This is a genomic window from Prochlorococcus marinus str. AS9601, assembly GCF_000015645.1.
Classification (GTDB): domain Bacteria; phylum Cyanobacteriota; class Cyanobacteriia; order PCC-6307; family Cyanobiaceae; genus Prochlorococcus_A; species Prochlorococcus_A marinus_O.
Genome location: NC_008816.1, coordinates 844,695 through 858,846 on the forward strand (window position 1 = coordinate 844,695; position 14,152 = coordinate 858,846).

Annotated in this window: 10 protein-coding genes; 7 read left to right on the plus strand and 3 right to left on the minus strand. The window is 28.4% G+C overall.

Features of this window, described 5'->3' with window-relative positions; genetic code table 11:
• Positions 1-6 precede the first annotated feature (6 nt).
• The gene (locus A9601_RS13785) at positions 7-1,224 is read left to right on the plus strand and encodes a D-alanyl-D-alanine carboxypeptidase (protein WP_011818415.1); all 1,218 of its coding nucleotides are present in this window, start codon (positions 7-9) and stop codon (positions 1,222-1,224) included.
• A gap of 8 nt (positions 1,225-1,232) precedes the next feature.
• Here the strand turns inward: A9601_RS13785 and coaD are convergent, their stop codons facing one another.
• Complete coding sequence (coaD, locus tag A9601_RS13790) at positions 1,233-1,706, minus strand: pantetheine-phosphate adenylyltransferase (protein WP_011818416.1); 474 nt, start codon at positions 1,704-1,706, stop codon at positions 1,233-1,235.
• Positions 1,707-1,766: 60 nt separating this feature from the next.
• Between coaD and A9601_RS13795 the strand changes: the two genes are divergently transcribed.
• The 4 genes from A9601_RS13795 (at position 1,767) to A9601_RS13810 (ending at position 5,518) form a co-directional block, all read left to right on the plus strand.
• A complete protein-coding gene (locus A9601_RS13795; protein WP_011818417.1) occupies positions 1,767-2,255 on the plus strand; it encodes a flavin reductase family protein in 489 nt (162 codons plus the stop codon).
• A gap of 9 nt (positions 2,256-2,264) precedes the next feature.
• Positions 2,265-4,223 carry an excinuclease ABC subunit UvrC gene (gene uvrC, locus A9601_RS13800; protein WP_011818418.1) on the plus strand — a complete coding sequence of 653 codons (1,959 nt, stop codon included), beginning with the start codon at positions 2,265-2,267 and terminating at the stop codon, positions 4,221-4,223.
• A gap of 88 nt (positions 4,224-4,311) precedes the next feature.
• Positions 4,312-4,878, plus strand: a complete 567-nt coding sequence (gene hemJ, locus A9601_RS13805; RefSeq protein ID WP_011818419.1) for a protoporphyrinogen oxidase HemJ — start codon at positions 4,312-4,314, stop codon at positions 4,876-4,878.
• Positions 4,871-5,518, plus strand: coding sequence for a PHP domain-containing protein (locus A9601_RS13810; RefSeq protein ID WP_011818420.1), 648 nt, complete (start codon positions 4,871-4,873; stop codon positions 5,516-5,518). Before hemJ ends, A9601_RS13810 begins: the two co-directional genes overlap by 8 nt.
• 1 nt (position 5,519) lies before the next feature.
• Here A9601_RS13810 and cobN read toward each other — a convergent pair whose 3' ends face one another.
• Positions 5,520-9,257 carry a cobaltochelatase subunit CobN gene (gene cobN, locus A9601_RS13815; protein WP_011818421.1) on the minus strand — a complete coding sequence of 1,246 codons (3,738 nt, stop codon included), beginning with the start codon at positions 9,255-9,257 and terminating at the stop codon, positions 5,520-5,522.
• Between the two features lie 72 nt (positions 9,258-9,329).
• On the opposite strand from cobN, the gene A9601_RS13820 reads away from it, so the two are divergent.
• Complete coding sequence (locus A9601_RS13820) at positions 9,330-10,244, plus strand: branched-chain amino acid transaminase (protein ID WP_011818422.1); 915 nt, start codon at positions 9,330-9,332, stop codon at positions 10,242-10,244.
• An 18-nt stretch (positions 10,245-10,262) separates the two neighbouring features.
• Positions 10,263-13,829, plus strand: coding sequence for a methionine synthase (gene metH / locus A9601_RS13825; RefSeq protein WP_011818423.1), 3,567 nt, complete (start codon positions 10,263-10,265; stop codon positions 13,827-13,829).
• 9 nt (positions 13,830-13,838) lie between these two features.
• On the opposite strand, the gene A9601_RS13830 is transcribed toward metH, so the two are convergent.
• Positions 13,839-14,057 (minus strand): hypothetical protein, encoded by a 219-nt coding sequence (locus tag A9601_RS13830; protein ID WP_011818424.1) that lies wholly within the window; start codon positions 14,055-14,057, stop codon positions 13,839-13,841.
• Positions 14,058-14,152: the final 95 nt, after the last annotated feature.

Genomic DNA, 14,152 nt, shown 5'->3' on the forward strand with positions numbered 1-14,152 from the left:
TTGAATGTGATAAAAAAAATATTTTCATTTTTATTTATTGTTCTTGTATTAGTAACATTTCCTTTCTTAATAAGATATTTACTAGCAAATCAGAAAATAACTGTTTTAAATAGTATTTATTTTAATTTTCCGGGAATAATTACTAAAAACAAAATATGTCCTACTTATGATGCTTTATTGAATCAAACGCTTGATGATTCCTTTAGTGTATCAATTATTAATAATAAAGGGGAAATAATAAGTTCTTACAATGAGGATGTTCCAAGGTTGCCAGCATCTAACCAAAAATTATTCTCATCAGCTTATGTTTTAAGTAAATATAAACTAAATAATAATTTAAAAACTTCCTTATTTAAAAATAAAAACGATTATTATTTGCACGGTCAAGGTGATCCAGATCTTAATTATGAAAATATAATCGAACTAATTTCAAATGTTAAAGAAAATAAAATTATTAACTTCAATATTGTAGAAATTGATTCAAAATTATATTGGCCTAATGGTTGGACAAATATTGATAAAAATTACGAATATGGATCTCCAATTACATCTCTTGCAATAGAAAGTAATCACAATAAATATGATGATATTTATGCATTAAAAAATTTTATTAAAAATTATTTAAAAAATAAATTTCCAAATTCAAAAATATATATAAATATTTTTGATTCAGAAAAAACTTTTTATTTAAATAATTTTAAAGAGATAAATAAAGTATATTCAACTCCAATTCTTTCATTATTAACTCTAACAAATTCTGAAAGCCATAATTTTACGGCTGAATCTCTTTTTAAAAATGCCTCAAATACATGGAACGATAATAACTATATAAAATTGAAAAGATGGCTTGAAAATAAAGGCCTCCCAGCAACTAATGCATACTTTGCTGATGCTAGTGGTTTGTCTCGAAAAAATAAAATTACAACAAAGTTAGTTGTATTGTTTTTAGATAAAATGAGATATTTTAATGATTTTAAAGCTTATCAATCTACACTTTCAATTACAGGAGTGAGAGGAACTTTAGCTAAAAGATTTGTAAATAGTGAATTGTCTGGAAAGTTTTTTGGTAAAACTGGGACTCTTTCAAATGTCTTCGCATTATCTGGCTTTTTATATAAAAATGAAAAGCCAATAATTATAAGCATTATCCAAAATTCTAATAAAATTGATAAAGAAAAAGCTTTTAAATTATTACGTGATCTTTATTACTTGAAATCTTGTTAACAAAAATATTATTTAAAATATTCTTTTAAATCCTTCTCAACAGGGGGGGGTACCATGTGATTAATTTCACCACCAAATTTTGCAACTTCTTTTACTAAAGAACTACTAAGAAAACTATAATTTGTATTTGTAGATAAAAATATAGTTTCAATATCATTATTAAGAGATTTATTTGTATGAGCAATCTGAAGTTCATACTCAAAATCACTCATTGCTCTTAAGCCTCTAAGAATAAGATTTGCTTTTAGATCATTTGCACAATCAACAGTTAGACCAGAATAAGAAATAACTTCAATATTAGGTAAATGAGAAAGAGAATTTTTTATTTGTATTATTCTTCTTTCAAGATTAAATGTTGGTGTTTTAGAGGTGTTTTCTAAAACAGCAACTACTAGATTGCCAAATATTTTTTCAGCCCTTTCTATTAAATCAAGATGCCCATTTGTTAAAGGATCAAATGTACCTGGATAAAGAATTTTCATGAATTTATTATGAACGAATAAGAAAATTTAGTTAAAATAAGATTATTAGTTAAATCAATTATGACATTAAATCTAGAAGCAAAAAAAATCTTATTAAGAAAAATACCTCACGGATTATTTATTTGTGGCGTTAGAGATGAGGATAAAAATGAAGTGAATGGATTTACTGCAAGTTGGGTGACTCAAGGTTCTTTCACCCCACCATTAGTTGTAATGGCTGTTAGAGCAGAGGGTTCTAGTCATGAAATAATAAAGTCAACCAATAAGTTCTCATTAAATGTGCTCAAAAGTGATCAAAAGGATCTAGCAGCTGTTTTCTTTAAACCTCAAAAAGCATTAGGAGGTAGATTTGAATCTGTTGAATTTAATTTAGGTGAGCTTGGATTGCCTATTTTAGTTGATAGTGTTGGTGGTGTTGAATGTAATGTTGTTGGAAGTGTTATGCATGGAGACCATACCGTTTTTGTAGGAGAGGTTCAATCTGCTTATCTGAATAATGATGTTGACTCACTAAATTTATCTTCAACTGGCTGGAATTATGGAGGTTAGTCATTATAAATGAGTAATTCCTCTATCGAAAAAATAAATAACAAATATAATTTTAAAATTGAATATAAATTAATTAATAATAAGGAGTTATTAAAATCAAGATTATCCGAAATTCCAAAGTCATCTGGTTGTTATCTTTTTAAAGATATTGATAATAACTTACTTTATATCGGTAAATCTAAAAAACTACGTAGTAGAGTAAGTAGTTATTTCAATAATTATTCAGATTTAACTCCCCGATTAAGTTTGATGGTTCGTCAAATAACTGAAATAGAAATAATAGTCACAGATAGCGAATATGAAGCATTAAATTTAGAGTCAAATTTAATTAAAACAAACAAACCATATTTTAATATTCTTTTAAAGGATGATAAGAAATATCCATATCTTTGTATAACTTGGAGTGAAAAATATCCTCGAATATTTATTACAAGAAGAAGAAGAAATAGAAATAATTTAGATAGATATTATGGACCTTATGTTGATGTCGGACTATTAAGGAGAACATTATTTACGATAAAAAAAATATTTCCACTTAGACAAAGACCAAGGCCAGTCTATAAGGATAGAACTTGTTTGAATTATTCAATAGGAAGATGTCCAGGTGTTTGCCAAGAAGTAATATCATCTGACGATTATAAAAAAATAATGAAACAAGTATCTATGATATTTCAGGGAAGAAATGATGACTTAGAAATATTTTTACAAAAAAAAATGCTGCAATTTTCAAATGATTTAGATTATGAGAATGCAGCAAAAATAAGGGACCAAATTTCAGGTTTAAAATTATTAACTGAATCACAAAAAATATCAATACCAGATTCTTCAATTAATAGAGATATCTTTGGAATAGTTTCAGAAAAAAATTTAGCTAGTATACAAATTTTCCAAATGAGATCTGGTAAGCTCATTGGGAGAATTGGCTATAGTCAAAAATTAAATAATGAAGATGAAAATCTTATTTTACAAAAGATATTAGAAGAGCATTATATGAATGTTGAACCTGTAGAAATACCATCAGAAATTCTTATTCAATATAACCTTCCAAAACAAGCAACCATAGAGGATTGGTTAACGGAGCTAAGAAAAAATAAAGTAAAAATCTTAATCCCAAAAAGAAATAAAAAACATGAAACTGTAGAAATGGTTTTAAAAAATGCGAAATTGGAATTAGATAGAATATTAAATGGGATACAAGATAATGAATCATCAATTGAGGATCTTGCCCAAATACTTGAATTAAGCGAACAACCTAAAAGAATTGAAGGTTATGATATAAGCCATATTCAAGGTAGTGACCCTGTAGCATCACAAGTCGTTTTTATTGATGGGATTCCTTCTAAACAGGATTATAGGAAATATAAAATTAAAGATCCAAACGTTTTTGTAGGACATAGTGATGATTTTGCTTCGATATATGAAGTAATACATAGAAGGTTTAAGAAATGGTCAAGATTTAAAAAAAACGGAGGAGATTTTTCAATATTAAATGATAAAACGAATAGTAAATTAGACAATGAACTTCTATCAGATTGGCCTGATTTAATAATGATTGATGGAGGGAAAGGACAGTTAAATGCAGCTATTAAAGCATTAAAAGAATTAAGTCTTGAGGAAGAAGTAACTATATGTTCATTGGCAAAAAAAAATGAAGAAATATTTATTCCAGGATTTACTAAGTCTCTTGATACTGATGAAAATCAAAAAGGAGTTCTTCTATTAAGAAGGGTAAGAGATGAAGCACATAGATTTGCATTATCTTTTCATAGAGACAAAAGATCTAAAAGAATGAATAGATCTCAATTGTCCCAAATCAGTGGATTAGGACCATCAAGAATAAGAGAATTGCTTGAGCATTTTAAATCAATAGACGCGATAAGAATAGCTAGTAAAGAGGAATTATCAAAAGTTAAAGGACTTGGAAAAAATTCAGTAAATGATATATATGAATATTTTAACGAGTTATAAATATTAATTAATTTTTGAAAAATAGATTTCTTGATATTGTTAAATATAACTATATTAAAAATATATATTTTTATATTAATCTAGTAATTTGGCAGCTGAAGCATATCTCTGGTTTAAATCACTTCACATTATTGGTGTAATCGTTTGGTTTGCGGGACTTTTTTATTTAGTAAGACTTTTTATATATCATGAAGAATCTAAAAATATGGATAATGAATTAAAAATTGCCTTTAATAAGCAATACACTTTGATGGAAAAAAGGCTGGCGAATATAATCACAACACCTGGGATGATATTAGCTTTAAGTATGGCTATTTGCATGGTTATTATGCAACCAAGTTGGCTAAGTGAGAAGTGGTTGCAAATTAAAATTTCTTTTGTTTTGGGATTAGTAATTTATCATTCTTATTGTTATAAAATAATGTATTCATTACATAATGGTACTTCAAGCATTTCAGCAAAGAACCTTAGATTATTAAATGAATTGCCTACTTTATTATTGTTTATAATTGTACTTTTAGTTATTTTTAAAAATAATTTTCCAACTAGTGTTGCTACATGGAGCGTAGTTGGACTTATTATTTTCATGTTGGCTTCAATACAATTATATGCAAAGATTAGAAAGAAAAATGAGAATTCATTAAGTAATGAATAGGGAAGACTTAGTTAAATTAACTTCCAATATTAATAAAAATAGTTGTCCTAAAAATATTAATTTTCACTGTCATACAAAATTTAGTGATGGAAGTTTAGAACCATATGAACTTTTAGAACAAGCTTATAAAAATAACTTGAAATTTTTATCAATAACCGATCATCATACAATTAAAGCTCATGAATATATAAATAAAAATAATATACTCAAAAATTATCCTAAAGATTCTTTTACATTAATTTCGGGAATAGAAATTAATTGTTTGATTTTAGGATGTTTAGTACATGTAATTGGATTGGGAATAGATATAAAAAGTAAATACCTAAATCCCTACATCCTTGGAGAGTCTCCAATAGGTAATGATTTAAATATTAAATCAGTTATAAAAGCAATAAATTTAGCTGGTGGCTTATCATTTCTTGCACATCCAGCGAGATACAGGATTCCCTTTTATAAATTAATTCCAGAGGCCAAAATACAAGGTATTGATGGAATAGAGGTTTGGTACGATTATGAACTTAATGAAGTATGGAATCCTAGTTTATTTGTATGTTCAGAAATAGATAAATTAGCAGATAAATATTCAATGCTAAAAACATGCGGAACAGATAGTCATGGACTTTCGCTATTAGGTAGATAATTCAGAATTCGTTTTTTTCAATTATTGAATCAGTATTAATAATTATGTTCTTTAAATTTTCAATGACATCTGATGAACAATTATTCCACATTTTTCTATTGATAATTTCAAGAAATCTTTGGGCAATATCTCTTAAAGCCCATGGATTATTCTCTATAAAGAAATTCCTAAGATCCAGATCACATAACCATGATTTATAAACTTCCTCATAACACCAATCTGAGACTACTTCAGTAGAAGCATCAAAAGCATATAAGTAATCTAGTGTAGCTGAAAATTCAAACGCTCCTTTATAACCATTATCTTTCATTCCATTTATCCATTTAGGGTTAAGTACTCTTGAAATAACAACTTTATTAATTTCATCTTGTAATTTTGAAATTTTGGATAATCCAAATTTTGATAAATCACCATGATACATTTCAGGAAATTTACCGCTCAATTTTTTAACTGCTGAAGATAATCCACCATGAAACTGATAATAATCATCAGAATCTAAAATATCATGTTCCTTATTATCTTGGTTATGAACAACTAACTGCACATTTTTAAGTGCATTTTCTAATGATTTTTTATCCTCTATAGGTTCAAGATTATCACTGTAAATCCACTTACTCCAATTAAGAAAAGATTCTCCAAAATCATCAATATTTTCCCAATTAGAATTTGAAATTAGTTCTTGCAGACCAGCTCCATATGAACCTGGCGCCGACCCAAATATACGATTAATTGAATCACCATCCCTTGATGCCCCAGCGAGAGGGTTAAATTTATCATCTTCATTAAGATTTGAAACAAGATTTATTGCTTTAGATGTTAATTTAACTAACTGTGGAAATGCATCTCTAAACATTCCCGAAATCCTTAAAGTAACATCAACCCTTGGTCTTTCGAGAACAGATAAAGGAATGATTTCTAGATCAACTACTCTTCTTGAAGGCCCATCCCAAATAGGCTGTACTCCTAATAAATATAGAATTTGACAAATGTCTTCACCACCATTTCTCATTGTGGATGTTGCCCATACAGATATTGCTATATTTTTTAAATCTTCTCCATTATCTTGTTTGTATAAATCAAGTATTTGTGAAGCAGACTGACAACCAACACTCCATGCTGATTCAGTTGGCAGTCCTCTCGAATCAACTGAAAAGAAATTTTTACCAGTGGGTAAAGTTTCGGTTTTACCTCTCGTAGGGGCTCCAGAGGGACCACTTTTTACATATTGTCCCTTTAATGAATTAATAAATGATAATTTCTCATTATATGAAGAATTAATGATTGGAATTAGAATCTCTTTTTTTAATAATAAAAAATACTTATTATGTTTTTTTTCATTAAAGAAATAGTCTATTATTTTCTGATTTTTATATTTTTCTAGATTTTTTATATTGGTATTCTTTTTGTAAAAAAACCAATATATTAAATACTTTGCTTGTTGTTCCAAAAAATCAATAGCCATTCTAAAGTTTAAAATGTTTTTGTTGGAAAAAGTCAATAATATTTTTTTATCCTTTTCACATAACATTTGATCATATTGATTTGTCCAAGGATTCAAATCTAGTTTTAAATGTTTTGCTATATATTGAATAACACCAATTCGGTTCGTATTTGGTACTCTTGCTATACACAAGAATAAATTTATTTCATTAATATCATTCTGCCTATTGCCAAAAATATGCAAACCTGTCCTAATTTGAGATTCTTTAATATTGCAAAGAAAGGAATCAATTTCTTCTATTTGATTATTTTTATTCTTTAAAGTAATTTCGCTAAAATCTTTTTTTATTAATTCAAAAATGGAATTTTCTATTATTTCAATCCGATTAGAATTTAATAATTTTGCTTCAAAATATTCGTCTAAATAATTTTCTAATATTGAATATTTTCCATATAATTCTGACCTATCCAAAGGAGGGGTTAAATGATCAATAATTGTTGCAGCAGTTCTTCTTTTAGCTTGGGATCCTTCTCCAGGATCATTTACGATAAAGGGATATATGTTTGGTATTGCTGGACAAATAATATTTGGAAAACATTTATTGCTGAGACCTATAGATTTACCAGGTAACCATTCAACAGTCCCATGTTTACCAATATGGCACATAGCATTTGCATTAAAAACATTTTCAATCCAAAAATATTGTGCTAAATATCTATGGGGAGGTGGAAGATCGGGAGAATGAATATCTCTATCAGTGAAAGCGTCATAACCTCGTTGAGGTTGAATCAATAATGTTATTTTTCCAAATCTAACACCATTTATTGAGAAACCTTTATTATCTAGATCGATAGCATCAGATGGTTTACCCCAACGACTAACAATAATATTTTTGGGATCAATTTCTAAATAATTCCAGTATTTTAAATATTCACTAAGTGGTAAGTAATCTAATGGTTTATTATTTTGAGATTCAATATCATTAGTTCTAGTTTTTATAAGCATTGACATTAATTCCGAAGAATCTTGAGGATAATTACATGATCCAAGGTCATAACCTTCATCTTTTAACCAATTAAGAATATTTATTATTGAAGATGGTGTATTTAGACCAACGCCATTACCGATTCTTCCGTTCTTTACTGGATAATTACTTATTATTAAACAAATTCTTTTATCAAAATTATTAAGTTTCTGAAGTTTCACATAATTTGTTGCAAATTTTGAAATCCATTGAATACCTACTTGATCAGCTTTGTAACTAGTTATTTCACTATATAGTGTATTTTTCTTAGATATTATTTCTTTAAATGCTGAAGGACAGGTAGTAATTCTTCCATCAAATTCAGGAATAATTATTTGCATTAATAAATCAGATGAATTCATTCCAATAGATGAATTTAACCACTTTTTTCTTGATCTATTAGAAGAAAGAAGCTGTAAAATTGGAATTTTAAGAGAAGTAAAAATATTTGTTGAATTTTCAATTAATTCATTATTTTTGATTTGAGATGAAGAAAATGAAGTTGTGGTAATTATTAGTTTAATATTTTCCTTTTTAAAAATTTCTATTAACTTCTTCTGAATAATATGATCTTTTAGTGTTGAAATAAAAAATGTTTTAGGAGATAATCCGCATTTTCTTAGTTGCAAGTTAAGTTTTTCGTTTACTTCAATTTCATTAGCCAAAAAAAGTGATTTATAGGATATTATTCCTATCTTTTCGCCACTTTCATTTTTCCAATCATGTAAATAGGGATCTGCATAAAAAGTAATATTCAAAAAATCATCAGGAATTAATTTTTCATCTACAACTAAATAATTTAAACAATTAAGAAACTTTCTATAATTATCTAGTCCTCCAGATCTTAGTAATCTGGAAATATTTAATGCAATATTTTTATCTATACTACTTATTTCACATAAGCAAATTTCCTGGTCAATCGTACCAGATAGTATTACTAACTTCCTTTTTTTATTAACTGCTTGCCAATTTAAAAGTTGTTCAATTCCATAGTTCCATGTACCTTTATCTCCAAATATTCTAAGTACGACTACTTTTGCATAATTTATTGTTTTTAATATATAGTTATCTATTTGAGCAGAGGAATTTAAATTAGAAATTTCTAAAGCTCTTATATTATTTTTTAATGAAGCAAATTCTTTTTCTAACAATAAGTTTGATATAAGATTTAAATCAGCCTTGACACTTGTTATAAAAATAAAATCTGCAGCTGGTTGCTCAATTAAATCATCCTTATTCTTTTCATTTCCTGCTATATTTAATATCCTGTGCATTTTTATATATAAATAAGGTTTAGAATACGTAAGTAGGATAAAACAAGTTTACCTTAATTAAATAAATTAAATATGCATGAATTTCTTCCATACGCCTGGTTCGAAGGTAAATGTATTCCATTTAAAGAAGCAAAAATATCAATAGCTACTCATGCACTACATTACGGTACTGCTGCATTTGGAGGAATGCGAGCGATACCTAACCCAAAAAACAAAGAAGAATTCCTTTTGTTTAGAACTGATAAACATATAAAAAGATTATCTCAAAGTGCAAAATTACTCTTAACTGAAATTTCTGAAGAATATATTTATAAAGCCTTAGAAGAAGTTATAAAAAGAAATAAGCCAGAAAAACCTATTTATATAAGACCATTTGTATATACAAGCGATTTAGGTATAGCGCCAAGGTTACACAATATTGAAACAAATTTCTTTATTTATTGTATTGAACTAGGAGATTATCTATCCCCAGATGGTGTTTCTTGTAGGATGAGTAGTTGGTCAAGACAAGAAGATAGATCTCTCCCCTTAAGAGGAAAAATAAGTGGAGCATATATTACTAGCTCATTAGCCAAAACAGAAGCTAGTTTATCGGGTTTTGATGAAGCCCTGCTATTAAATTCAAGTGGTAAGGTAAGCGAAGCTAGTGGTATGAATTTATTTATTGTAAGGAATGGAGACTTAATCACTCCTGGTGTTGATCAAGATATCCTTGAGGGTATTACTAGAGCTAGTGTAATTGAATTAGCAAAATCATTTGGAATAAATGTAATTGAAAGGCCTGTTGATAAAACAGAATTATTAATAGCAGATGAAGTTTTTCTAACTGGTACAGCAGCAAAAATTACACCAGTTAAAAAAATTGAATCAACTGAATTAAATGTTGAAAGACCAATAATGAATAAATTAAAAAGTAAGCTTATAGAAATAACAGAAGGTCGTTCTCAAGACTATGATAATTGGGTAACAAGAATTTCACTAAAATAAATTATTTTTTAACTAAAAATGGAATCTTTCAGAACCTATTTAAATAGAGATGAAAAACCATTAATTATTTTTGACGGAGGTACTGGAACATCTTTTCAGAACTTAAATCTTACTCCAGATGACTTTGGAGGAAAAGAATTAGAGGGATGTAATGAAAACCTTGTTTTATCATCGCCAGAGGTAGTTGAGAAGGTTCATAATTCATTTTTAGAAGCAGGTTGTCATGTTATAGAAACTAATACATTTGGTGCCTCATCAATAGTTCTTGATGAATATGATATTGCAGATAAGGCTTATGAGATAAATAAAAATGCAGCATTTATAGCAAAAAAAGCTGCTCACAAATACTCATCAGTTGATAAACCAAGGTTTGTAGCAGGTTCAATTGGGCCAACAACTAAATTACCCACCTTAGGACATATAGATTTTGATGAATTAAAGCAATCATATAAAGAACAAATTTATGGTCTTATAGATGGAGGAGTTGATATTCTTTTGATTGAAACTTGTCAGGATGTTTTACAAATTAAATCTGCCTTATTAGCATCAAAAGAAATTCTCGAAAGTAAAAATATTGATATACCGTTAATGGTATCTATAACAATGGAAACAACAGGTACTATGCTTGTTGGATCTGATATTGCTTCTGCATTAACAATATTAGAGCCATTTAATATAGATATCCTTGGACTTAATTGTGCAACTGGTCCTGAGCAAATGAAGGAACATATTAAATATTTGTCTGAAAATTCTCCCTTCGCTATAAGCTGTATTCCCAATGCAGGTCTTCCTGAAAATATTGGTGGTGTAGCTCACTATAGATTAAAGCCAATAGAATTAAAGATGCAGTTAATGAATTTTATATATGACTTTAATGTTCAATTAATAGGTGGATGTTGTGGGACAACACCTGAACATATAAAATACCTGTCTTCAATAATCGATGAAATTATTGATATTGAAAGGACACACAACAATGGTAAGAAAAATTCAAGTGGTTTTATTCCATCTGCCTCATCAATATATAACTCTGTGCCATATAAACAAGACAATTCAATCTTAATAGTAGGAGAAAGATTAAATGCAAGTGGATCGAAAAAGGTAAGGGAGTTATTAAATAACGACGATTGGGATGGCTTAGTTGCAATTGCCAAACAACAACAAAAAGAAAATGCTCACGTTCTTGATGTAAATGTTGATTATGTAGGCAGAGACGGAGTGAAAGATATGAAAGAAATAACTTCAAGACTAGTTACCAATATAAATTTACCATTAATGATTGACTCTACAGATGCTGACAAAATGGAAAGTGGATTAAAGTCAGCTGGTGGTAAATGTATTATAAATTCAACCAATTACGAAGATGGCAATGAAAGGTTTGATCAAGTTCTAAATTTAGCCTTAGGGTATGGTTCGGGTCTTGTTGTCGGAACAATTGATGAAGATGGAATGGCAAGGAATTCAGAAAAAAAATATAAGATTGTCAAACGAGCGATTAATAGAACAAGAGAATGTGGTTTGTCAGATTATGAGCTATTTTTTGATCCATTAGCTCTGCCAATATCTACAGGGATAGAAGAAGATAGATTAAACGCTAAAGAAACTATTAGTGCTATTTTAAAAATTCGTGAAAATTTCCCAGATATTCATATCATACTTGGGATATCAAACATTAGTTTTGGTCTTTCACCATTATCAAGAATTAATCTAAATTCAATATTTTTAGATGAATGCATTAAAGCAGGATTAGATTCTGCTATCATCGCACCAAATAAAATTTTGCCATTATCAAAAATTTCTGAAGAAACTAAAAAGCTTTGCTTAGATTTGATTTATGATAAAAGAAAATTTGAAGATGATATTTGTATTTATGATCCATTAGTAGAATTAACAAAGGCTTTTCAAGATTTATCTATTCAAGATTTCAAAAAAGCATCTTCAGAAAATAAAAACCAAACTCTTGAGGAAAGTCTGAAAAATCATATTATAGATGGAGAAAAAATAGGATTAGAGGATCAATTAAATAAAGCGTTAAAAAAATATAAACCTCTTGAAATAATTAATACCTTTTTACTAGATGGGATGAAAGTTGTAGGAGATTTATTTGGCTCAGGTCAAATGCAATTGCCATTTGTACTCCAATCCGCCGAAACAATGAAATTTGCTGTTTCAATTTTAGAACCACACATGGAAACTGTAGATGAAAACATATCGAATGGAAAACTCTTAATTGCAACTGTCAAAGGCGATGTACATGATATTGGAAAAAATTTGGTAGATATAATACTTACAAATAATGGTTATGACGTAATAAATCTAGGAATAAAGCAAGATGTTTCAGCAATTATAGATGCACAAAAAAAATACAATGCAGATTGCATAGCTATGAGCGGATTACTTGTTAAATCAACTGCATTTATGAAAGATAATTTAGAGGCCTTTAACAATGAAAATATTAGTGTACCAGTAATATTAGGAGGCGCAGCCTTAACCCCAAAATTTGTAAATGAGGACTGCAGCAAAATATATAAAGGGAAAATATTGTACGGAAAAGATGCGTTCACTGATCTTAAATTCATGAATGAATATATGGATAATAAGAAAAAGGGTAATTGGTCAAATACAGAGGGGTTCATTAACAATGAGGGTATAAATATTAATTTAGCTTCATCAAAATCAAACTCTCAAGCTGTTAAAAAATCAATATCCATAAATACCGATACTTCCAAATTTAATTTAAAAGAAAATTTTATAAGATCTAAATTTATAAATGAAGAAGATCCAATTCAAGCCCCTTTCTTGGGAACGAAAGTCTTGAACGATGTTGATATAGATTTAAATAAGTTAATATTTTATTTAGATACAAAAGCTTTATTTAGCGGGCAATGGCAAATAAAAAAAGGAAAAAACCAAAGCGTAGATGAATACAATAATTATTTAAATTCATATGCTAAACCATTGTTAGATAAATGGTTAGAGATAATTATAGAGAAAAAACTTATATCACCCAAAGCAGTTTATGGATATTTCAGATGCGGGAGAAAAGATAATAGTATTTTCTTATTTGATGAGAAATCATTAAATAAAATTTCCCAATTTAATTTTCCACGACAAAAATCTGGGAATAATTTATGCATAGCTGATTTTTATTGTGATTTGAAAAATGATAAACCGATAGATATATTTCCTATGCAGGCAGTAACCATGGGTGATATTGCTAGCGAATATTCTCAAAAACTATTTAAAGAAGATAAATATAGTGATTATTTGTTGTTCCATGGACTTACAGTGCAATTAGCAGAAGCTCTAGCTGAGTATGTCCATGCATTAATTCGTATTGAATGTGGATTTAGGTCTGAAGAACCATATAAAAATAGAGAAATACTAGCTCAAAAATATAGAGGAGCTAGATATTCTTTTGGTTATCCTGCATGTCCAAAAGTATCTGATTCAAACATACAATTATCATTGTTGGATGCCAAAAGAATAAACTTGACCATGGATGAATCTGAACAACTTCATCCAGAACAAAGTACTACAGCTATCATTTCACTACACTCAAAAGCTAAATATTTCAGCGCTTAAGCTAAATTTTTAGTTATTTTCTAAATATTCAATAATTTCTGCCTGTAGTTCTTCCATCGTTTCATTATCACCCAGATCAATTCCCTCACCTGCGGCATCCTGTGTTAACTCAAGATAATATGAAGCACCATCACTAGATAAAAATTCTAATGCGGAAGTTTCATCACTATCTTTAAAAGCTTCATAAAGAGCTTTAAATGCAATGTTTTCAGTAAAGTCCCAATCCATAATGAAAAAAACCTTATTAGAATTATTACCTCCTTACCCCCCATACTCGTCAACCTTTTTTAAAGAAATGTTGGTGTTTTATTATTATTAAAAAA